This window comes from Actinomyces sp. Marseille-P3109, assembly GCF_900323545.1.
In the GTDB taxonomy this organism is placed as follows: domain Bacteria; phylum Actinomycetota; class Actinomycetes; order Actinomycetales; family Actinomycetaceae; genus Actinomyces.
Genome location: NZ_OOHN01000008.1, coordinates 2,294,227 through 2,316,465 on the forward strand (window position 1 = coordinate 2,294,227; position 22,239 = coordinate 2,316,465).

Here is a 22,239-nt window from a genome sequence, read left to right on the forward strand (position 1 = left end):
CGGTGGGGCTACGCGAGATTCGCCCGGCTCGACGGCGGCTCCGCGGGTACCGCGCTCAGACACCCATCAAACGCCCACGCGCGGGCACAGCCCGGCCTCGAGCAGTGCGCACTCACCGCAGCGGGGCGAACGGGCCAGGCACACCCGGCGCCCGTGCTCGATGAGCCGGTGGCAGCCGTCGGTCCAGCGCCAGGGCTCCCACAGGGCGGCGATGTCCTTCTCCACGCGCACCGGGTCCTTCGACGTCGTCCACCCCAGACGGCGCGAGAGCCTCCCGACGTGGGTGTCCACGGTGATGGCCGGCTCACCGAAGGCGTTGCCGAGGACGACGTTCGCCGTCTTGCGTCCCACGCCCGGCAGCGAGACGAGGCCCTCGCGGCTGCGCGGGACCCGGCCACCGAAGCGCTCGTCAAGCACCTGGCCGATGCCCAGGAGGTGGCCGGCCTTGGCCCGCTGGAAGCCCAGGGGCCGCAGGATCGCCTCGAGGTCCTCGCGCCGGGCGGCCCCCAGGGCAGCGGCATCGGGGTAGCGCTCGAAGAGCTCGGGCGTGACCGTGTTGACGCGCGCGTCAGTGGTCTGGGCGGACAGGACGGTGGCGATGAGCAGCTGAAAGGGGCCGTCGTGGTCGAGGGAGCAGGCGGCGTCGGGATAGAGGGCGATGAGCTCGTCGTCGACGGCGCCCGCGCGCCAGACCGGGTCCGCAACGGCCGACACCTCCGGGACCTGCGGGACGACCCCAGCCGTCTGCGCCAGCGCCGTGGAACTCGGCATGGGCCCCGTCCCGGAACCCGACGTCGCCCCCGGCACCGATCTCGATGCGGATCCCGCCGCCGCGGCATTGCTCGTCACCTCGGGCACCTCATCCTCTCTTCGCGATCCGGCCGGCAGGACGCGCAGCCTCCACGACGTCCATCACGTCCGCTGACATCCGCTGACATCCGCTGACGGCCGCTGACATCGCTGACGTCCACAGCATCCGGGGCGGCCCCACCGGCGTCGCCGCAGCCCTTTTTATCGGGGAGCCATTGCAGCCGATCCTCCCGATCACCCGCAACCGCACCCGGTTCGGACGTGGCACAGGACGCACCCGATTTTGCTCACTTCCCTTTGACCTGCAACACACGGAGGCTACAATGCTCGACGGCGTGCCACAGGTCACAAGCCGTGGCAGGATAGACCCGAGGGCTCCCGCATGCGGGACGCCAGCCCCCTAACCACCAGGAGGATCTCCGTGGAAGACAGCATTATCTCCAGGATCCCGCTCTTCGAGGGCCTGAGCCCGGAGGAGCAGGAGGAACTGCGCGCCATGATGACGCAGACGACTCTGCGCCGTGGCGAGACCCTCTTCAATGAGGGCGATTCAGGCGACCGCCTCTACATTCTCCTCTCCGGAAAGGTGAAGCTCGGCCACGCCAGCGCCGACGGCCGCGAGAACCTGCTCGCGGTGCTCGGCCCCGGTGAGATCGTCGGCGAGCTGACCCTGTTCGACCCGGGCCCGCGCTCCACCACCGCCACCGCCGTGGCCCCCACCGAGCTCCTGACGCTGGACCACAACCAGCTCATGACCTTCGTGGAGTCCCACCCGCAGCTGGCCAAGGACATGCTGCGCGCCTTGGCCCAGCGCCTGCGCCGCACCAACACGGCACTGGCCGACCTCGTCTTCTCCGACGTGCCCGGCCGCGTGGCCAAGGCCCTTCTGGACCTGGCCGACCGCTTCGGATCGCCCACCGACGACGGCGTCCACGTCCCCCACGACCTCACCCAGGAGGAGCTCGCCCAGCTGGTAGGCGCCTCGCGCGAGACGGTCAACAAGTCGCTGGCCGAGTTCGTCTCCCGCGGCTGGATCCGCCTGGAGGGCCGTGCCGTCACGCTGCTCGACGTCGACCGCCTGCGCCGTCGCGCCCGCTGAGGGCCCGTTTCGGGTCACGAGCCCTCCGCACCGCTCGCTTCTGCGCTGAGCACCGGCACAGCAGCACCGACGAAACTGGCAGCGTCGCGTCTGCGGACCATCGGCACGGGCCGCAGACGCGACGCTGTGCCTGCGTTCCGCCGGGACGCCGTCCGCATCGTCGGTGCGGACGGAAGCCCGACGACGCAACCGGCTTGGCGTGCCTGCCCGAGCGAGCGCCGTCAGCCCCTGGGGCGCTTGAGATAGGCGACGAGGTTCTCCGTGCCCGACGGGCCGGGGACGACCTGGACGAGCTCCCAGCCGTCAGCCCCCCACTGGTCGAGGATCTGCTTGGTGGCGTGGGTGATGAGGGGGACGGTGACGTACTCCCAAGTGGTCGGAGAGGCGGCCGCGGGTACGTGGTCAGAGGATGCAGTCATGGGGCTCAGCCTAGAGCCCGCCCCGGAGCACCGGAAAATCGGATGACATGAGCTGAGTCCGAGCCTCCGGGAGCCTCCAGGAGGCGCAGCGCCCTCAGGAGGCGCAGCGCATTCGGGCCAGGATGCGGGGGGCGCGGCGGGCGTGGATCTCGGCGACAAGATCGTCATCCTCGCGCTGGAGCCACAGGCCCCAGTCGTCCACCTCGGGGAAGCGCCGCAGCAGCGCCCGTCTCTCCCGCTCGGTGAGTCCGCCCCAGACCCCGAAGCTGGACTCGGAGTTGAGCGCCTCGGCCAGGCACTCCATACGAACCGGACACGAGAAGCACAGTGACCTGGCATCGCGCTGCTCGGCCCCTTTGCCGAAAAGCTGGTCGGGTTCGACAGATGCGCAGGCTGCTTGGGTCGCCCAGGTCTGGTCGTCTTGAGTCATACTCGCTCCCGATTCATTCAACGGCCGACGCCGTTGTCAGACACGTCACAGCCGTTACCGTATGGCAACCGAGCGCCGCGCACCAAATCCCACTTCTGTGGTCCAGGCGCCTTCGACGGCGCAGAACTCGGCGGGACCGGCGCATACCAGCCCATTCAAGAAGAGTTCTCTGAGAGCGAGCCGATTGCTGGACGTCGAGTCCACCGAAATCCCACCTTTCGCAAGGTTGGGAATTCCGGTTCTCACGGCCGGGCGGCACCCGCGAGAGCACGAACGCCGTCGGTGAACCGTAATCCCGCAGTGACCCGCCCCTGAACATTTCTTAGGAATCTCCTGAGCACCGAAAGTTGTCTCGCCATCTGGCCACTCCGACCACCCCTGACCGCCCCGACGACGGCACCCCGCCGACGCGCATCCCTTGAATCAGAGGGACATCGGGGCAGTCTCCAAGGGTCTTCTCAGGCCGAAGGGGGTCTACACCACTGCACCGTCCCAGTGATTCCACGTAGGCTGGCGCCATGGCGAAATCCTCTGCGCGCGGGCGCTCCTTGGCACCACCTCAGGTCGTCTCGATGCTCGTGGTCTTTCTGGCACTCTCGGGCGTCGGCGGGGTCCTGTCCGCAGGCTTCGCAACCCCCTTCGTGGGCGTCACGGCGGCCCTGACCAAGGCCTCCGCCGAGCTCTTCGAGGAGCTCCCCAGCGATTTCAACGTCCAGCAACCCAGCCAGATCTCGACCCTGTACGCGGCCGACGGCCAGGAGATCACCCAGTTCTACGCAGAGAACCGCATCGTGGTGCCCCTGAGCCAGATCTCGGTCAACATGCAGAACGCCATCGTGGCCGTGGAGGACCAGCGCTTCTACCAGCACCAGGGGGTTGACCCCACCGGCATGGTGCGCGCCCTGGTCTCCAACAACGCCGGCGGCTCGCGCCAGGGCGCCTCGACCCTGACGCAGCAGTACGTGCGCAACACGCTCATCGAGACCGGCCTGAGGAACGACGACCACAAGATCATCCGGGACGCCACTGAGAGCACCGTCGCCCGCAAGCTGCGGGAGATGAAGTTCGCGCTCAGCCTGGAGCAGAAGTACTCCAAGCAGCAGATCCTCGAGGGATACCTCAACATCGCCGCCTTCAGCCCATCGACCTACGGGGTCGAGGCCTCCGCCCGGCACTACTTCAGCAAGTCGGCCAGTGAGCTGACGGTGGCCGAGGCCGCCCTCATGGCCGGCACCACCAACGCCCCCAGCGCCTACGACCCCGTCAGCCAGCCAGAACTGGCCAAGAACCGCATGGACTGGGTGCTCTCCAAGATGCTGGAGGAGAAGTTCATTACCCAGCAGCAGTACGACGAGGCCGTCGCCACCCCGATCGAAAGCATGCTCAACGTCTCGGAGACCCCAGCGGGCTGCGGCGCCGCTGGGACCGCCGCCTACTTCTGCACCTACGTGGTCAACGAGATCCTCGGGTCGGAGAACTTCGGGCCCGATGTCGCCTCGCGCCGTCAGCTCCTGACACGCGGCGGGCTGAAGATCACCACCACCCTGGACCTCAAGCAGCAGAGCGCCGCCGACGGCGTCATTCAGGCCAACACTCCGACCGGGAACTCCGATGACGCTAACTCCACAATCGCCTCGATCGAGCCCGGCACAGGAAAGATCCGGGCCATCGCTCAGAACACCACCTATGAGGATTCTCAGCTCGTCTTCGCGGCGGACGCCAAGCACGGCGGGGTCGAGCTCAGCGACGGCACTGTCGGCTTCCAGCCGGGGTCCACGTTCAAGGCCCTCATCCTGACCGAGTGGCTCAAGAACGGCCACACGGCTGCTCAAACAGTGAATGCGTCCGGGCCACGAACCTATCCGCCCAACACGTTCAATATTCCTTGCGCCCCTCAGCTCGCCGCAGGCTCCTGGACCGTGAACAACGTCGCCGGCACCAACGCTGGAAACATGACCGTCAGGGACGCCACGAAGCAATCCATGAACGTGGGCTTCACCGAGATGCTCAAGCAGCTGGACGTCTGCGAGGTCACGCAGTTCGCCGCTTCCATCGGCGTCACCAAGGCGGACGGGAGCCCGCTGGATCCCGACCCCGCGCTGGCCCTGGGCGCCAAGCCCGTGCCGCCGCTCAGCATGGCCAATGTCTATGCGACCTTCGCTTCCGGGGGCAAGTACTGCAAGCCCATCGCCATCGAGTCCATCTTGGATGCGAGCGGCACCTCGATGGCGGTCCCCAGCGCCGACTGCACCCAGGCCCTGGAGGAGAAGGTCGCAGATCAGACGGCGACCACGCTCCAAGCCACGTCGGAACCTGGAGGTACTGCCAAGGACGCCGGAATCGGGAGGCCGATTGCGGGCAAGACCGGAACCACGGACGAAGCCGAGAACGCCTGGTTCGTGGGCTTCACCCCGCAACTGTCCACCGCGGTCTGGATCGGTGACGCGAAGGAGAGCAGCAGGAGCCTCGTGGGCAGGACTATTGGTGGGCGCTACTTCGAGAGAATGTACGGTAGCGATTTGGCCGTGCCGATGTGGCGTGACTACATGTCCCAGGCCTTGGCGGGGGAACCGACTCTGCAGATCCCCTCCCACTAGTGATCGCCGGCCACCTGTGAACAACTGAACAGAAGAGGATCCCACTCTCCATGACGCCCTCCCCTGCCGGCCGCACGGCCCTGTCCGTCGTCGGCGCCACCACCGCCCTGGGGGCGGCCACACTGGCCTACAGCCTCATCGAGGCCCGCTGCCCCGTCCTGCGGCGCATCGACGTGCCGGTCCTCGCGGCCGACGAGGAGCCCCTCACGGTGCTGCACCTGGCCGACCTGCACCTGACCGACTGCACCGAGGCGCGCGTCGAATGGGTGCGCCGTCTGGCGCAGCTGCGGCCCGACGTCGTCGTCAACACCGGCGACAACCTGTCCCTGGCCTCCGGGCTGGAGCCGCTGCGGCGGGCGCTCGAGCCGCTGACGAGCCTGCCCGGCGCCTTCGTCATGGGCGACCACGACTACCGCACCACCGTCTTCCGCCTGCCGACGCGCTACCTGCACCGCGACCCGCGCAAGGCCTCCAGCCGCGTGCGCGACGAGGACATCGAGGCCCTGCCCTGGGAGCAGGTCCGAGACCTCCAGGCCGCCGGCGGCTGGGCGGACCTGACCAACCGACGTGCCTCGCTCACTGTTGGCGGGCGGCGCATCGAGCTGGTCGGCGTCGACGACCCGCATGCCAACCGCGATGTCTTCCCCGCCCCCGAGACCGCCGGCGATGCTGCGTCGGCAGGGTCGGCGGGGTCGGCCGTCTCCCTGCCCGCGATCCGCGACCACGAGGGCCGAGCGCTGCGCCTGGGGCTCACGCACGCCCCCTACCGGCGGGTCCTGGATGCGATGTCGGCCGACAACGTCGACCTGGTCCTGGCCGGCCACACGCACGGCGGGCAGCTGTGCGTGCCCGGCGTGGGCGCACTGGTCACCAACTGCGACCTGGACCCGGGGCGGGCCTCGGGCCTGTCACAGTGGCCGGGGAGGATCGGGGACCTGCGGGCGGCCGATCACATGTACCTGCACGTCTCCGCCGGGCTCGGCACGAGTCCCTTCACGCCCGTGCGCCTGGCCTGCCGGCCCGAGGCCACGCTGCTGAGGCTGCTTCCGACCTGAGGGTCGGCGCGCTCCACCAACTTCGACCAAAACTTCATAGATGACGCGGAGCCGTGTCGTCTATGAAATTTTGGTCGATTTCGGGGCCTCGACCGGCCGTCAGCGGCGCCACCGGGCGAAGCCGCCCTCGGAGTTGATGACCTGCCCGGTGATCCAACGGGCCTCGTCGGTGAGCAGCCAGGTGATGAGACGGGCGGCGTCGTCGGGCTCACCCCAGCGTCCCCGGGGGAACATGGCGGCCGTCGCCTCGTGGTCCGCCTGCGTGACGTAGCCGGTGTCGACGGGGCCGGGGTTGACCGTGTTGACGGTGATGCCCGCGTCGATGAGCTCATCGGAGATGGTCAGGGTGACGCCCGCGATGGCGGCCTTGGCGGCGGTGTAGGCGATCTCCCCGGGCAGGGGCCCCAGGCCCTGGCCGGAGGTGAGGAAGACGATGGCGCCGCGGCCGCCGCCTGCCGGCTGACGGCGCGAGCCCCCGGAGGCGGCGGGAGCCGGTGAGGCGAAGCCCTCCTGGGCGGCGAAGGACTGCGCCAGGAGGATGGAGGCGCGGGCGTCGACGGCCCAGTGGGCGTCCAGGACGGCCTCGGTCATCTCGCTGAGCGGCCCGTCGGGGCTGCTCATGGCCTGGTTGCACACGAGAGCGTCGAGATGGCCGGCGGCAGCTGCGGCCTGCTCGACGACGCGGGCCGGCTCCCCCGGGGTGGCCAGGTCGGCGGGGATATCGATGAGCCGGGCCGGGCCGACCAGGTGGGTGCGGATGGAGGCCATGACGGCCTCGACGTCCTCAGCGCCCCAGGGCTGGGCCGCGTCGTGCGGGCGGTAGTGGTGGGCGACGACGCTCGCCCCGTAGTCGGCGGCGCGGCAGGCGATGGCGTGGCCGATACCGACGCGGCGGCTGACCCCCGTGACCAGCACCGTGCGGCCCGCCAGCGGCAAGGGGTCACGACCGACGGGGCCGGCCGCGCCGCCCGGACCGACGGAACGGTTCTCATGGTGAGCATCAGTGGTCATACCGGTGATTGTAGAGAAGCCTTCCGCGCCTACGGGTGCGCTTTCCTCCGGCCGGGGACAGCCCGCGCGTGCGGGTGCAGGATGATGGTCCCGGTTCTCGTGGCACGCCCCCGGCCGCGCAGAAATGTCCCCGACGGCGTCGATTGTCCCGCCCATTCAGAGGAAGAGGGGCGGCGGACTGACCGCGTCAGCCCTCGGTGCGCGCGAGCTCGCGGGCGAAGGCCTCATGGTTGGCCTGCGAGGACAGGACGAAGCGGATGAGCTCGAGGCGGCCGACGGCGTCGGGCTCGGTGCGGGAGGGCTGCTCGACGGCGCGGGCCCGGGCCACGGCGATCTCAGCGACCTGGGTGATCGGCCAGCCGTAGACACCGGCGGAGACGGCCGGTAGGGCGATGCTGGTGCAGCCGAGGTCGACGGCAAGGGCCAGGGAGCTGTCGAAGCAGGCACGCAGCAGGGCCGGGTCGTCCTCGCCGGCGTGACGGTTGGGGCCGACGGTGTGGATGACCCAGGCGGCGGGCAGGTCGAATCCGGGCGTGGCCACGGCGCGGCCGACCGGTAGACCGTCGGGCAGGTCGGTGGCGCGCAGCTTCCGGCAGGCCTCGAGCAGGCGGGGGCCGGCGGCGCGGTGGATGGCGCCGTCAACTCCCCCACCGCCGAGGAGTGAGCTGTTGGCGGCGTTGACGATGGCGTCGACCTTCTCGGTGGTGATGTCGCCGACGACGGCCTCGATGCGCATGAGGGGTCCTCCTGTTCCGCGGTTGATGCTCTGGGCGGTCTCTTCGGGTTCTCGGATCCTCGGGCCGGCCGCCGGGCACTGGGGCCTTGGAGACGCCCTGGGGCGCTCCGGCAACCGAACCGGTGACAAGCAGCAGCCTGTCACGGACGTCGTCGGCCGCCAACCGGGGCCCGAGAGGCACGGCCGGCGACGTGACGGACGACTCAGTGGATCCGATTTCCTCCCCGCGGTGGGAGGAGGCTATGCTGACGCCTGCTGCACACGGGGTGTGGCGCAGTTTGGTAGCGCGCTTCGTTCGGGACGAAGAGGTCGTGGGTTCAAATCCCGCCACCCCGACGACGAGGACGTCCGCGAGTTTGCTCGTGAGACGTCTGAGGAGGAGGGAGTAAGAGGCCGTCAGGCCGAATACCCCGACGATTGAGTCATCATTCAGACCCACGTCATGGACGTTCCGTGACGTGGGTTTTCGTTTCCCAGCAACGGCCATCCCCGTCCTGCATGAGGCCTGGGTGCCACAGGCTGGGACATGGGTGTACCCCACGAGGGTCCGGGTCCCGTGCAGGAGCGGTCATCCCCTGGCCGGTAGGGCCCGAACCCCGTGAAGTGAGAGCCCAGAACGACGCCGCTCCGTCGGAGATTCGCAGGAGAGCACCTTCTCCGCTCTCGAGGTCGGACGCCGAAGGCTCTACTCTGAGGCGAGGACACGACGGGGAAGGAGGCACCGTGCATGCCGGAATCCAGCACGGAGCTTGAGGAGCTACGTCGCCGGGTTGAGGAGCAGTCCCAACGGATCGATGAGCTCCAGGACGCCCTCCACACACTGTCGATCGCGGTCCGGTACCGGGAGGAGGAGCCCTACCTGGCCTTCCTGGCAGAGCACGGCATCGCCGGCCTACGACGGGTCGCACTGATGATGGCCATCGCCGGGGTGCTATCCCGGGCTCAGGGAGAGGTGCTTCCCCTCGGCTCAGGTGCCTGCGACGAGCTCCTTCCGGACTACCCTGCACTGGCCGAGGCCTATTCGCCGGAGCCGATCGACTGGGAGGAGGCTGTCCGCATCGTCGGCGAGGTGCTGGGCAGTGAGCACCTCGGCAAGCAGGCGCTGGAGGCGCATCACGCCCGCGGCCTGGGGCTCGAGGGCCACCAGGCGCTCGCCAGCCGATCAGACATCCAACGGCGCAACACATAGTCACGTTGCGCCCGATGGCCGGGCTGTTCGACGTCGACGTGCGCACCGTCAGCGAGCACCCGGGGAACGTCTGCAGTTCCGCCGAGCGACGATCAGGACGCGGCCGGTCGCCCTGGACCGCCGTCGGGACCGGCCAGAACCGGCGCGCACTCTCCGTCCCGCGCCCACAGCCCGGACATATGCCATCCCCAGCCACACCGGCTAGGCTGCCTTCCGGACAATCAACCGGTGGAAAGGACGAGCGAGCGTGAGCAGGCCCCGACGCGACACCGCCGCCTCCTCCCCTTCACGCCCCCCGATGCGCCTGAAGTATGTCGAGGCCGTCCTGTGCGTCTGCTTCGCCCTGGCCTTCATCGTCTGGACCCGCCTGAGCGCGCCCACCCCGAGCGCCGCCCCGCAGTCCCCCGGCGGCCCGCTCGGCCTCGACGCTCTGCTCCCCGCACCTGACACTCACCCCCGCTCAGCCGCGGGCCAGCTCGCCGAGGCCTTCGCGACCCTCACCCATCCTCTCCTCATCCTCGTGATCATCGTGGCCTGGGTGATCTACGCCTATACGGCCCGCATGCGCCGTCTGAGCGTCTCATTAGCCATCGCCGCAGCCGGCATCCCCGTCCAGTTCCTCATCGCCCTGCGCCTGGCCCACCCCGCCCCGGGAGCGGCCTTCGCCGACTCGATCTCCGCCTTCACTCACGCCTACCCCAACGCGCACGTCACCGCCATGACCCTGGCCTCCTGGGTCCTGGTGACCCTCGCTCGCGCCCACCACCGCAGCGCCATGGTCGCCACCGGCACCGTCCTGGGCTACGCCGCTGTCGCCGTGACCGCCGTCGGCCAGTGGTACATGGGCCTGGCCGCGCTCAGCGACCTCGTCGGCGGGTTCCTCCTGGGCGCCGCCTTCGCCAACCTGGCCCTGTGGGTCGGCGGCATCGACGCGATCCTCACCAGCTGGGTCAATGCCCGCCTGTCGCGCGCCAGCAGCGAGAAGCGGGCCGCCGTCATCTACAACCCCACCAAGTTCGACGACCTCTCGCTACTGCGCCGCCGGGTCGCCGCGGAGGTGCACGCCGCCGGCTGGCGCCCCACCATCTGGCTGGAGACCACCCCCGACGACCCCGGCCGCTCCATGGCCCACCGCGCCCTGGAGGCCGGCGTCGACCTGATCATGGTGGCCGGCGGTGACGGAACCGTGCGCGCCGTCTCCTCCCAGCTCGCCGGCACCGAGATGCCCATGGCCCTCATCCCCGCCGGCACCGGCAACCTGCTGGCCCGCAACCTCTCGATCCCGATGGACACCGATGCCGCCATCCGCCTGGCCCTGCACGGACGCCTCGAGCCCATCGACATGGTCACCTGCACCTTCGACGACGGCGAGGAGCGCTTCGTCGTCATGGCCGGCATGGGCCTGGACGCCCAGATCATGGAATCCACCGACTCGGGTCTGAAGAAGGTCATCCGCTCGGGCGCCTACGCGGTAGCCGCCGTCCAGAACGCGATCCCCGACCCCTTCAACGCCACCATCACGCTCGACGACGCACCCCCCGTGCGCCGTCAGATGGTCATGGCCCTGATGGGCAACGTCGGCACCATCACCGCCGGTATGACACTCTTCCCACGGGCCGCCCCCACCGACGGCATGGTCGACCTGCTCCTGGCCAGCCCCGGCAAGGTTGTGGACTGGGCCCGTCTGGGCGCGCAGATCCTCACCGGCCAGGAGATGGAGGGCTTCACCCTCACCCGCGCCAGACGTGTCCTCATCGAGACCGACCGCCCCGTCCCCTTCGAGCTCGACGGCGACACGGCCGGCTCCACCCGCACCCTGAGGGCCGAGGTCGACCATGGGGCCCTGCGCATCGTCGTCCCCAGGTGAGCCGGCAGGCCCGTCTGGGACCGCGGCCCACGCGGCCCCAGACGGAGCCCACGCCCCACCCGCCACACGAACACCCAGGCGCCCACGGGCGTCCCCTTTTCCCTCACACCTTTCACGTGAGCATCGTGACGCGTCCGTGACCGGTCCACTGCCCTAGACTTGCCCGCAGCCGGTGTTCCCCTGGGCGCCTACACCGCCCCTCAGGGCACCAGCGCCTCGTCCGCACCCCGGTGCGCCCTTCTTCAGTCAGCAGGAGTCCCATGCGTTCTCGACTCACGGTCACCCTCGGCCACGCGGCACGACTGGCGGCGCGTCTGCGCGGCGGCGGCAGCGGCGGTACCGCCTTCCCCGGCCTGGTCATGGAGCGCACCGACCCCGGTTTCCTCGCCCGCACCCTGAACCGGCTCCCCCGCGGCGTGGTCGTGGTCTCGGGCACCAACGGCAAGACCACCACCACCAAGATGATCGTCCAGCTCCTGCGCGAGCAGGGCCTCAAGGTCTTCACCAACCGGACCGGCTCGAACTTCGTGCGCGGCGTGCTCGCCTCCCTGCTCACCGAGGTCGACGCCGCCGGCAACCTGGACGCCGACATCGCGGTCCTCGAGCTCGACGAGGCCCACGCCGTGCACTTCGTGGCCCAGGTCCGCCCGCGCGCCTGCCTCCTGCTCAACGTCATGCGCGACCAGCTCGACCGCTTCGGCGAGATCGACTACACGGCCTCCCTCCTGCACTCCATCGCCAAGGCCACCAGCGACGTCGTCGTCCTCAACGGCGACGACCCGCGCCTGGCCGCACCCGCCTTCCTCGAGGGCGTCACCGCCCGCGTCGTCTCCTTCGGCGCCGGCGAGGAGCTGCGCTCCCTGTTCCTGTCCGACGACGATCTGCGCACCGGCCTGGTCAGCCCCCGCGACCACGGCGAGGGGCCGGGTCCGCGCGTCACCCTGGAGGCCATCAACGGCCAGCGCGCCACCGTGCGCGTCGACGGCGTCGACCACGAGGTCGACTTCGCCATCCCCGGCGTCCACAACCTGCTCAACGCCTGCGCCGCCCTCGGGGTGGTCCTGGAGGTCCTGGGCGAGGACGCCGACCTGCCCGGGCTGCTGACCACCCTGGGGTCCGTGCAGGCCGCCTTCGGTCGCGGCGAGGTCCTCACCCTGGACGGCGACACCGTCCAGCTCTCCCTGGTCAAGAACCCGGCCGGCTTCCGCATGGGTCTGCTCTCGGCAGCCTCCCAGGCTCAGGCCGGCGAGGTCGTGGTCGTGGCCATCAACGACGAGTACGCCGACGGCCGGGACATGTCCTGGTTGTGGGACGTCGACTTCGCGGCCCTGCGCGCCGGCGGGGTCGCCGTCGTCACGGGGGTGCGGGCCTGGGACATGGCCCTACGGCTGCGCTACGACGACGTCGAGGTCACCGACGTCGAGCCCGACCTGCGCAAGGCCGTGGCCCTCATGCGCCGGGCCGCCGATGCCGCCGACCGCCCCATACGGATCTTCACCACCTACACCGCCATGCTGGCCCTGCGCTCGATCCTGGGCGAGATCACAGACGTTGAGGAGGTCATGTCATGACCGCGCGCTACGAGCACACCACCGACGGCCCCGCCCGCGGACACCTGCGCCTGCTCCAGCTCTACCCGCGGGACATGAACATCTACGGGGACTGGGGCAACACGCTCGTCCTGGCCCGACGCGCCCAGTGGCAGGGCTACGACGTCGAGCTCCTCTCCTACGACCCGGGCGACGAGCTGCCCGGCGACGTCGACGTCCTCGTGGGCGGCGGCGGCCAGGACTCCGGTCAGAACCGCATCAAGGAGGACCTGGTCAAGGTCGGCCCGACGCTCAAGGCGTGGGCGGCCGACGGCGTCCCGATGCTGGTGATCTGTGGGCTCTACCAGCTCTTCGGGCACGGCTTCACCACCGCCAAGGGCCACGAGATCCCCGGTATCAGCCTCATGGACGCCCACACGGTGGCCGGAGACACCCGCCTCATCGGCAACATCACCTTGGACACTCAGGACTTCGGGGCGGTGGTCGGCTATGAGAACCACTCCGGCCTGACCACCCTGGGGCCGGGCACGCGGCCCTTCGGCAAGGTGCGCATGGGCGACGGCAACAACGGCAAGGACGCCACCGAGGGCGGGCGCGTCCACCACGTCATCGGCACGTACCTGCACGGCTCCCTGCTGCCCAAGAACCCGGCCGTGGCCGACTGGCTGCTGGCCCGCGCCGTCGAGCACACCGGCGCCGCCTGGGAGCCCGAGCCGCTCGACGACACCTGGGCCGAGCGCGCCCGCACCGTGGCCATGTCCCGGCCGCGCTGACTCTCCCCGAACTCCTGCAACGCGTCACCGCGCCGCACCCGGGCACGCATAAAACCAGGAGGACTCCGTCTTTTTGGCTCGACCACGGCCTGACACCCCTCATTTAGGTAAGTCTTGTGCAACCTAATTCACAAGAATCCTGAAAGAGAGCCTTGTCACTCTTATTGAACACCCAGTATTTCCTCAGGCTGTTTTCATGACATCCGTGTAAAACTAAAAAATCGATTTCGCTTTCAAGTTCCGTCAACTTCCGACACAGCGCCACTCCAGAACCACCCTCATCCACTTATAGGACACCGATTTATTCAGGCCGCGACAGAAACGTGACACTTGAGCCGTCGATGTTGCAGAATCGCACCATGACAGCACAGAATTCATCCGGTTTCGATTGGCCCGCCCGTTCTGCAGACAAGGTCTGGCTCGGCGTCTGCGGAGGCCTTGCCAACAAGTGGAACATCAATGCCTGGTTGGTCCGCATCGCCTTCTTCCTCTTCGTCGTGCCGCTCGGCTACGTGTACTACCTGGGCGCCCAGAACATGCCTGCTCCCTCCGCCCGCTAACCCACCACCACCTCAGCAGATACCTCCGAGGAACCTCGTAGGTCCCCCCAAACAACTCCCTGCGCCGAACCACTCCCGCCACCGGTTCCAGGTCGGGAAGGTTTTCGACACAGCATCCCCAATCCATAGCACCAAACGACCACTTTCTGACTCCATGAGTACAAAGCTCGTGGGGTCAGAAAGTGGTCATACCACATTTTTTACGGAACCTTTCCTCTGTCGACCACCCGGAAGCATAAAAAGCGCTCCCCCTTGCTCTCACCACACACGTCACGCGAAAGGAACAGGTGATACGAACCCGCCGGAGCGATACAGGATCGCAGTTGCGCACCAGACAGCCCGAAGTCCCACAAGGCAGAGAAGCATCGCCTTACACTCCCAATCGACGAAGCCCCCTCACGTCGAGCCGAGGACACCATGGCATTTGCTGTTCCACGACACCGCGCCCCTGCGGGTACCACGCAGCTCCCAGAGTCGGGAGCCCCCACGTTCTCGCTGTCCGACCTCAGCCCCGGCACCAGCGGACGTATCACCCACCTGCTCGACGACGGCGTCGACGGGATCCTTAGCAGGCGTCTGCGCAACCTGGGGTTCATCCCGGGACGGATCGCGACGCCGCTGCGGCGCGCCCCCCTGGGCGACCCGGTGGTCTACCGCATCTCCGACTACGAGCTGTGCCTGCGCCGTCACGAGGCCCGGCTCATCCAGGTCACCGTCGTCGACGTCGAGGACCGCATCATCCTTCAACCCAGGCCGGCCGGACGGCACGTGGCCACAGAGACGGAACAGACAGCAGGAGAGAGGCAGTGAGCAATCACGACACCATGCAGCACGCCACCAGTGAGCACCACCATGGCGGAGCTGACTGCCACTGCGGCTCGGGCAGCAGCAAGATGCTCGTGGCCGGGTCGCGACGCATCGCCCTGGCCGGAGCCCCCAACGCCGGCAAGACCTCCATCTACAACGCCCTGACCGGCCTGCACGCCAAGACCGGCAACTACCCCGGCGTCACCGTTCAGAGGTCCCTGGGAACCTGCAAGGTCAGCAACACGACCCTGACGATCGAGGACCTACCCGGCGCCTACTCCCTGGACCCGATCAGCCCCGACGAGGAGATCGTCCACGACGTCCTCACCGGGACCTCGACCACGGTCAGCGCACCGGACGCACTGGTCATCGTCGTTGACGCCACGACGCTGCAGCGGGGAATGAACTTCATCGCCGAGGCCCTCGCCCTGGACCTGCCCACCTGCCTCGTGGTCACCATGACCGATGAGCTCAGCCGCCGCACCGGCCGGCTCAACGTGGCGGCCCTCGGGCACGCCCTGGGGATCCCGGCCGTGCGGGTCATCGGGCACCGCGGCATCGGCATGCCCGACCTGCGCGCCCAGCTCGCCCAGGTCGCCACCTGGCAGCGCACCCCTCTGCCGCCGCCCACCGACCCCGACGAGATCACCTCCTGGGCCGACTCGGTGCTTGCGGCAGCCGACTACCAGCCGCCCCAGAGCGACCAGATCACCTCGGCGATCGACAAGGTCCTGCTGCGCCCCGTCCCCGGCACCATCGTGTTCTTCACGATCATGTTCCTCTTCTTCCAGGCCATCTTCACCTGGGCGGCCCCCTTCCAGGACGCCGTCGAGAACGGCTTCGGGGCGCTGGGGACACTGGTACACGGATGGCTCGATGAGTCCCATCCGCTCATCGCCGGGCTCCTGGGCGACGGCATCATCGGGGGCGTGGGCGCGGTGCTCACCTTCATCCCCCAGATCATCATCATGTTCCTCATCATCTCCGTCCTGGAGGGCGTGGGGTACATGTCGCGGGCGGCCTTCCTCATGGACAAGGTCATGAGCATCGCCGGGCTGGAGGGGCGGGCCTTCGTGGCCCTCCTGTCCTCGTTGGCCTGCGCGATCCCCGGGATCATGGCCACCCGCACGCTGCCCTCCACGAAGGACCGGGTGGCCACGATGCTGGCCGCCCCGCTCATGACCTGCTCAGCACGCCTGCCCGTCTACGTCATCATGATCTCGTTGACGGTCGACGGCGGCGCCAAGGTCGGGCCCTTCGGGGCGCGCGGCGTCGTCATGTTCGCCCTCTACCTGCTGGGAGCGGTCTCCGCGATGGCGGCCGCCTGGGTGGTCAAGCAGCTCACCGACCGCGGCAACATCCTGCTGCCCTTCTACATGGAGATGCCGCCCTACCGCATGCCCCGCGTGCGCACGGTCCTCATCATGGTATGGGACGCCTGCAAGGGCTTTTTGAAGAAGGCCGGCACGATCATCACCCTGACCACCATCATCCTGTGGGTGCTGCTCAACGTCCCCATGCGCTCGGACGCCCAGTTCGAGGCCTTCTGCGCCTCGGACACCCAGTGCGCCGCCGTCACCGCCGCGGTGGACAACCCGTCGTCGTCCACCGTCAAGGGAGACGACGGGCAGGTCATCACCGACCCCGAGGAGCTCGGCAAGCTGCTCGATGCCCAGAAGACCTCCTACACGATGGACAACTCATGGGCGGCCAGCGCCGGCAAGGCGGTCCAACCGGTCTTCGAGCCACTGGGCTTCGACTGGCGCATCAACGTGGCAGTCCTCTCCTCACTAGCGGCACGCGAGACCTTCGTCGCCACGCTCGGCCAGATCGCCGCCGCCGAGGACCCCGAGCAGCCCAGCGCCCACCTGGCGACCATGACCTACCAGCACGACACCCTGACCAACAAGGCCGGCGACCAGCTGTTCAACCCGGCCACCGTCGTCGCGGTCCTCGTGTTCTTCGTCTACGCCCTCCAGTGCATGGCCACGGCCGGAGCCATGCGCCGCGAGACCGGCAGCTGGAAGTGGCCGGTCATCGCCTTCACCTACATGTTCATCACTGCCTGGGTCATGGGGGCGGCAACCCGCGCGCTCGTCGCCGTCTTCCTATGACCGGGATCAGCACGATGACCACGATGACGAGGACATCGGCTATGCAGACAGCAGGTCGCCCCGGCGAGCAGGAGGAGGTGAGGCAGCCGTGCCCGTCGTTCCCACGCACCCGGTGATCACGCCGGACCCTGACGTGCTGCGGTGGGTCGTCCCTGACGGCCTGCTGCCCTTCACCGGGGAGGTGGCCCACGCACCGGCGCTGCTCCAGGCACTCATCGACGATGGCACCCTGAGCTCCGTACGGGTCGACGGCGGGGCGGTCCTCACCCTCCTGGGCCCCGGCCACAGCTGGCGAGCGGAAGGCGCCCGGGTGCGCAGCGCGCTGGTGGACGCCCTGGGTGCCCCGGGCTCCTGGAAGGGAGGGGAGGCGGCCCGGGCCTCCGGGCCCGACGACTCCCTGGAGGCCGCCGCCCGGCAGATCGCCGGCGGCTCGCTGGGCTCCTTCGTCAACAGCCACGGCGGCTCGCTCGTGGTGCGCTCGGTGCGCGACGGCGTCGTCGAGATCGCCATGGAGGGCGCCTGCGACGACTGCCCGGCCGCCGAGATCACGATGCACGCGCGCTTCGAGCATCTGCTGCGGCGCCGCTGCCCCTGGCTGGTGGAGGTCCGCCGCGTCGAGGGGTAGGACAGCTCCGGCGTCGTCCTTCTCCACCGAGACGGGCCGCCTCCGCACCACCTCTCCCTCTCCCCTGAGCCGGGCATTCTTCGCGGAGTCCTACCGTTGGGCTCCGCGAAGAATGCCCGGCTCAGTGCGTTGCACGCGGCGAGCGCCCTCCTGCCCGCCGCGCCGGCCCCCTGATCTGTGTCAGTCCTGCCTCGAAGCCCTGACTGTAGAGAAGCCTCACCTTAGACTGGAATGATCGATGCGCGACGTCCGCATCGAGACCGAGGACAGGCAGAGGACTCTGAGGAACTCCGAGGACATCATGGCGACGACAGCGACACATCACGGCGAGTCGGCCCCCATCGGCACGGCACACACTCTTCCCGCAGTGGGGATATCCGAGCAGCGCGTGGGGGTGAGCGCGGAGATCTCGCTGTCGGAACTCGGGCTGGGCACTGCCGGCCGCGTCGTCGGTCTCCTGGAGGACGCAGCCAGCGGCCCCATTATCAAGCGGCTGAGCAACCTGGGCTTCGTTCCCGGACGGATCGTGACGCCGTTGCGCCGCGCCCCGCTGGGCGACCCGGTCGTCTACCGCGTGGCCGACTACGAGCTGTGCCTGCGCCACCACGAGGCCCGCATCGTCCGGGTTGAGGCGGTCAACGATGCCGACGTCGTCGTCGAGACCGAGACCGTCACCGTGATCGTGGACGGGCGAGTCGCCTCCGCGGAGCCGGCCACCGAGCCCGCGGGAGAGGAGCAGGACCGATGAGCGACCACTGCGCCGCGCACGAGGTCCCCGGCGCCCCGGACTGCCACTGCGGGTCCTCCAGCTCCAAGACGCTGGTGGCCGGGGCCCGGCGGATTGCCCTGGCCGGTGCCCCCAACGCCGGCAAGACCTCCATCTACAACGCCCTGACGGGCCTGCGCGCCAAGACCGGCAACTACCCGGGAGTCACTGTGACGCGGTCGCTGGGGACCTGTCGGATCGGCGAGACCGACCTGACGATCGAGGACCTGCCCGGTGCCTACTCCCTGGACCCGATCAGCCCCGATGAGCAGGTGGTGCGCGACGTCCTCACCGATGCCTCGGATGCCGTCTCCGTCCCCGACGCCTTGGTCGTCGTCGTTGACGCCACGACGCTGCGGCGGGGGATGAGCTTCGTCGCCGAGGCCCTCGCCCTGGACCTGCCCACCTGCCTCGTGGTCACCATGACCGACGAGCTCACGCGGCGCGCCGGGCGCCTCGACGTCGAGGCCCTGGGACAGGCCCTGGGGATCCCGGCCGTGCGGGTGGTCGGCAACCGCGGTATCGGCATGCCCGAGCTGCGCGAACGGCTCACTGAGGTCGCCGACTGGCAGCGCCCACCGCTGCCACCCCCTGCCACCCCCGGCGAGGTCGCCTCCTGGACCGACTCGATCCTGGCGGCCGCCGACTACGAGGCTCCTCAGCAGGACCGCGTCACGGCCGCCATCGACCGGGTGCTGCTCCACCCGGTCCTGGGGTCACTGGTGTTCTTCGCCATCATGTACGTCTTCTTCCAGGCGATCTTCACCTGGGCCGCGCCCCTCCAGGACGCCGTTGAGGGAGGGATCAGCGCGTTGGGGCAGCTGGTCCACGGCTGGCTGGACGACTCCCACCCGCTGCTGGCCGGGCTGCTGGGTGACGGTCTCATCGGGGGCGTGGGCGCCGTGCTCACCTTCATCCCCCAGATCATCATCATGTTCCTCATCATCGCCTTCCTCGAGGGCGTGGGGTACATGTCACGAGCCGCCTTCCTCATGGACAAGGTGATGAGTCGAGCCGGGCTGGAGGGGCGGGCCTTCGTGGCCCTCCTGTCCTCCTTCGCCTGCGCGATCCCCGGGATCATGGCCACCCGCACGCTGCCGAGCGCCAAGGACCGGGTGGCCACGATGCTGGCCGCCCCGCTCATGACCTGCTCGGCGCGCCTGCCCGTCTACGTCCTGCTCACCTCTCTCATGGTGCCCGGGGACGCGAAGATCGGCCCGCTCGGCGCACGCGGCACTGTCATGTTCGCCCTCTACCTGCTGGGGGCGTTCTCGGCGATGCTGGCGGCCTGGGTGGTCAAGCAGCTCACCGACCGCGGCGGAGTGCTGTTGCCCTTCTACATGGAGATGCCTCCTTACCGGCTGCCGCGGCCGCGCACCGTCGGGCTCATGGTGTGGGACGCCTGCAAGGGATTCGTGAAGAAGGCCGGCACCGTCATCACTCTGACCACCCTCGTCCTGTGGGTGCTGCTCAATGTGCCGATGCGCTCCGAGGAGCAGTTCACCGAGCACTGCGCCTCGGACACTCAGTGCGCAGCGGTGTCGGCCGCGGCGGAGGACCCGTCGTCGTCCACCGTCAAGGGAGACGACGGGCAGGTCATCACCGACCCCGAGGAGCTCGGCAAGCTGCTGGAGGCCCAGAGGACCTCCTACACGATGGACCACTCGTGGGCGGCCAGCGTCGGCAAGGCGGTCCAGCCCGTGTTCGAGCCACTGGGGTTCGACTGGCGCGTCAACGTCGCGATCCTGTCCTCGCTGGCCGCGCGCGAGACCTTCGTGGCCACGCTCGGCCAGATCGCCGCCGCCGAGGACCCCGAGCAGCCCAGCGCGCACCTGGCGACCATGACCTACCAGCACGACACCCTGACCAACAAGGCCGGGGAGCAGCTGTTCAACCCGGCCACGATCGCGGCGATCCTCGTGTTCTTCGTCTACGCCCTCCAGTGCATGTCCACGGCCGCCGCGATGCGCCGCGAGACCGGCACCTGGAAATGGCCGGTCATCGCCTACAGCTACATGTTCGTCACCGCCTGGGTGATGGCCGCATTGACACGGTTCATCGTCGCCATGCTCATGTAGATGGGCCCGACCGGGCTGGGGTGCGCAGGCCGGGCTGGGCTGCGCCGGGCTAACACCCACACACTTCGACCAAATCTTCATAAACGACGCGGCTCCGGGTCGGTGGAGTCAGGTGGTGTTTGCACCGTTGATGATGTCGTTGAGTTTCTCAGTTGGGGTCTGTCCGTTCAAGACGATGCGGGGTCGGCGGTTGAGGCGGGCCTGGATGTCTTGGATCTGGGTGTCGGNCGGTGGAGTCAGGTGGTGTTTGCACCGTTGATGATGTCGTTGAGTTTCTCAGTTGGGGTCTGTCCGTTCAAGACGATGCGGGGTCGGCGGTTGAGGCGGTCCTGGATGTCTTGGATCTGGGTGTCGGTGATGGTGGTGAAGCTGGTGCCCTTGGGGAGGTACTCGCGGATCAGGCGGTTGGTGTTCTCGTTGGTGGGGCGCTGCCAGGGGCTGTGGGGGTCGGCGAAGTAGACCGGGATGTCGGTGACGGCGGTGAAGGCGGCGTGCTGGGCCATCTCGCTTCCCTGGTCCCAGGTGATCGAGGCCCTCACGGCCCGGGGCAGGTCAGCGACCATGGTCTGCAAGGCAGTGGTGACGGTCTGGGAGTCGTGGCCCCCGCCCAGGCGGTGTATGAGCACGAAGCGGCTGGTGCGCTCCACCAGGGTGATCAGGGCGCTGCGCCCGCCGGCGCCGATGACCAGGTCGCCCTCCCAGTGGCCCGGCACGGCCCGGTCAGCGGCCTGGGGCGGGCGCACACTGATCTGGGCCCCTTCGATCCAGGGGCGCCTGGACCTGCGGGGCAGGCCGGCCAGCGGTGAGCGGGGCAGGCGTCGGGTACGCCCTGAGCGCAGGGCCTTGTCCACCCGCAGCTGCTGGCGCAGGCTCCCGGCGCCCTGGACGTAGAGGGCCTGGTAGATCTGCTCATGAGACAGGCGCATGGACTCATTGTCGGGGTGGGCCCAGCGCAGGCGCGCGCTGATCTGGCGGGGGCTGGCCCCGTCCTCGAGCAGGGCCACCACCTCGGCACGCAGAACGGGATCAGCCTCGAGCCTCCTGGCCTTGGGGCGGGCCAGACGCTCCTGGGCCGCCACCGAGGCCCCCGGGGCCCGGTAGACCCCGTCAGGGCCGGTGTTGCGGGCGATCTCCCGTGAGACGGTCTGACGGCACCGCCCCAAGGAGCGGGCGATGGCGGCGGCCGACTCCTGACCGCGGTGCTGGAGGGCGTACAGGCCGAAGTAGGTCAGGCGGGAGACCTCCTCGCCGGGGGCCCACACGCCGAAGACGCCGCACTCCTCGCGCGGAGAGGGCTCGAGCTCGTCGGAGTGGTCGTCGGGCAGGGCGGTCAGGCTGGGCGCGCTCACGGGCGCCGCGGGAGCCGTCGGATCGGTCTGACTCGACTGGCTGGACCGACCGAGAGGCTCCGAGGAGCCGGCCCGCGGGATGCGACGGGCGTCGTCGGGGCGGTCGAAGGCGGTCTGCGAGGGGTTCTCACCGGTACGCACACGCACAGTCTGTCATGNCCCGAGCAGGCCGACACCGACCAGCCCCCACGCCCCCGCCGCCCCAACGAGCGTCTTGATGAGCGCCTTGATGCCGTTGCTGCACTCTCCACGGCCTGATCGTGCCAGTACCGCCTCGCGCTGTCCCGGCTCACCCCGGCCGCGGCTCCCGCCCGGGTCAGCGTTGCTCCGGCCAGGACCGCCTGGGCGACCTTGACACGTCTGGCCTGGTCGGACTGGACCGTCCCACCCCGTCGTCCGCCTAC

General features: G+C 69.1%; 20 protein-coding genes and 1 tRNA gene. 15 read left to right on the top strand and 6 right to left on the bottom strand.

All coding sequences use genetic code 11. From position 1 onward, the window contains the following. Nucleotides 1-66: 66 nt before the first annotated feature. Entirely contained in the window at nucleotides 67-771 is a 705-nt protein-coding gene (gene nth, locus BQ8008_RS09935) for an endonuclease III (RefSeq protein WP_234415340.1), read from the bottom strand. Here nth and BQ8008_RS13360 point away from each other — a divergent pair. Together BQ8008_RS13360 and BQ8008_RS09940 are read left to right on the top strand one after the other, a co-directional pair. Next, on the top strand, nucleotides 770-925 hold the full coding sequence (locus BQ8008_RS13360) for a hypothetical protein (RefSeq protein WP_159086791.1): 156 nt from the start codon (nucleotides 770-772) through the stop codon (nucleotides 923-925). The genes nth and BQ8008_RS13360 overlap by 2 nt on opposite strands. Nucleotides 926-1,231: 306 nt before the next feature. Beyond that, a complete protein-coding gene (locus BQ8008_RS09940; protein ID WP_003787943.1) occupies nucleotides 1,232-1,909 on the top strand; it encodes a Crp/Fnr family transcriptional regulator in 678 nt (225 codons plus the stop codon). Between the two features lie 221 nt (nucleotides 1,910-2,130). On the opposite strand, the gene BQ8008_RS09945 is transcribed toward BQ8008_RS09940, so the two are convergent. Further along, a complete protein-coding gene (locus tag BQ8008_RS09945) occupies nucleotides 2,131-2,328 on the bottom strand; it encodes a DUF4177 domain-containing protein (RefSeq protein ID WP_108833867.1) in 198 nt (65 codons plus the stop codon). A 94-nt stretch (nucleotides 2,329-2,422) separates the two neighbouring features. After that, nucleotides 2,423-2,758: a WhiB family transcriptional regulator gene (locus BQ8008_RS09950; RefSeq protein WP_108833868.1), complete on the bottom strand. Its 336-nt coding sequence runs from the start codon at nucleotides 2,756-2,758 to the stop codon at nucleotides 2,423-2,425. Between the two features lie 518 nt (nucleotides 2,759-3,276). Between BQ8008_RS09950 and BQ8008_RS09955 the strand changes: the two genes are divergently transcribed. Continuing rightward, a complete protein-coding gene (locus BQ8008_RS09955; RefSeq protein WP_108833869.1) occupies nucleotides 3,277-5,355 on the top strand; it encodes a transglycosylase domain-containing protein in 2,079 nt (692 codons plus the stop codon). Nucleotides 5,356-5,405: 50 nt separating this feature from the next. Next, nucleotides 5,406-6,410, top strand: coding sequence for a metallophosphoesterase (locus tag BQ8008_RS09960; protein WP_108833870.1), 1,005 nt, complete (start codon nucleotides 5,406-5,408; stop codon nucleotides 6,408-6,410). Between the two features lie 99 nt (nucleotides 6,411-6,509). Here BQ8008_RS09960 and BQ8008_RS09965 read toward each other — a convergent pair whose 3' ends face one another. Beyond that, a complete protein-coding gene (locus BQ8008_RS09965; RefSeq protein WP_108833871.1) occupies nucleotides 6,510-7,421 on the bottom strand; it encodes an SDR family oxidoreductase in 912 nt (303 codons plus the stop codon). 187 nt (nucleotides 7,422-7,608) lie between these two features. Next, nucleotides 7,609-8,157, bottom strand: a complete 549-nt coding sequence (locus BQ8008_RS09970; RefSeq protein ID WP_108833872.1) for an O-acetyl-ADP-ribose deacetylase — start codon at nucleotides 8,155-8,157, stop codon at nucleotides 7,609-7,611. Between the two features lie 262 nt (nucleotides 8,158-8,419). Between BQ8008_RS09970 and BQ8008_RS09975 the strand changes: the two genes are divergently transcribed. The 11 genes from BQ8008_RS09975 to feoB (BQ8008_RS10025) all read left to right on the top strand — a co-directional run bounded on the left by BQ8008_RS09975 (nucleotide 8,420) and on the right by feoB (BQ8008_RS10025) (nucleotide 20,486). Beyond that, nucleotides 8,420-8,493: transfer RNA gene (locus BQ8008_RS09975), tRNA-Pro, on the top strand. Between the two features lie 391 nt (nucleotides 8,494-8,884). Beyond that, a complete protein-coding gene (locus BQ8008_RS09980; RefSeq protein WP_108833873.1) occupies nucleotides 8,885-9,346 on the top strand; it encodes a hypothetical protein in 462 nt (153 codons plus the stop codon). 298 nt (nucleotides 9,347-9,644) lie between these two features. After that, a complete protein-coding gene (locus BQ8008_RS09985; protein ID WP_108834876.1) occupies nucleotides 9,645-11,213 on the top strand; it encodes a diacylglycerol kinase family protein in 1,569 nt (522 codons plus the stop codon). A gap of 260 nt (nucleotides 11,214-11,473) precedes the next feature. Then, entirely contained in the window at nucleotides 11,474-12,784 is a 1,311-nt protein-coding gene (locus tag BQ8008_RS09990) for a Mur ligase family protein (protein WP_108833874.1), read from the top strand. After that, nucleotides 12,781-13,536: a type 1 glutamine amidotransferase gene (locus tag BQ8008_RS09995; RefSeq protein WP_108833875.1), complete on the top strand. Its 756-nt coding sequence runs from the start codon at nucleotides 12,781-12,783 to the stop codon at nucleotides 13,534-13,536. Before BQ8008_RS09990 ends, BQ8008_RS09995 begins: the two co-directional genes overlap by 4 nt. A 359-nt stretch (nucleotides 13,537-13,895) precedes the next feature. Then, nucleotides 13,896-14,096 (top strand): PspC domain-containing protein, encoded by a 201-nt coding sequence (locus BQ8008_RS10000; RefSeq protein ID WP_108834878.1) that lies wholly within the window; start codon nucleotides 13,896-13,898, stop codon nucleotides 14,094-14,096. A gap of 417 nt (nucleotides 14,097-14,513) precedes the next feature. Further along, entirely contained in the window at nucleotides 14,514-14,906 is a 393-nt protein-coding gene (locus BQ8008_RS10005; RefSeq protein ID WP_108833876.1) for a FeoA family protein, read from the top strand. Further along, nucleotides 14,903-17,017, top strand: a complete 2,115-nt coding sequence (gene feoB, locus BQ8008_RS10010; protein ID WP_108833877.1) for a ferrous iron transporter B — start codon at nucleotides 14,903-14,905, stop codon at nucleotides 17,015-17,017. Before BQ8008_RS10005 ends, feoB (BQ8008_RS10010) begins: the two co-directional genes overlap by 4 nt. Before the next feature lie 88 nt (nucleotides 17,018-17,105). Then, nucleotides 17,106-17,642: a NifU family protein gene (locus BQ8008_RS10015; RefSeq protein WP_108833878.1), complete on the top strand. Its 537-nt coding sequence runs from the start codon at nucleotides 17,106-17,108 to the stop codon at nucleotides 17,640-17,642. A gap of 301 nt (nucleotides 17,643-17,943) precedes the next feature. Further along, nucleotides 17,944-18,390 (top strand): FeoA family protein, encoded by a 447-nt coding sequence (locus BQ8008_RS10020; protein WP_108834880.1) that lies wholly within the window; start codon nucleotides 17,944-17,946, stop codon nucleotides 18,388-18,390. Further along, nucleotides 18,387-20,486: a ferrous iron transporter B gene (gene feoB / locus BQ8008_RS10025; protein WP_108833879.1), complete on the top strand. Its 2,100-nt coding sequence runs from the start codon at nucleotides 18,387-18,389 to the stop codon at nucleotides 20,484-20,486. Before BQ8008_RS10020 ends, feoB (BQ8008_RS10025) begins: the two co-directional genes overlap by 4 nt. Nucleotides 20,487-20,722: 236 nt before the next feature. Here feoB (BQ8008_RS10025) and BQ8008_RS10030 read toward each other — a convergent pair whose 3' ends face one another. Next, a complete protein-coding gene (locus BQ8008_RS10030) occupies nucleotides 20,723-21,835 on the bottom strand; it encodes an IS30 family transposase (RefSeq protein WP_267896237.1) in 1,113 nt (370 codons plus the stop codon). Between the last annotated feature and the right edge of the window lie 404 nt (nucleotides 21,836-22,239).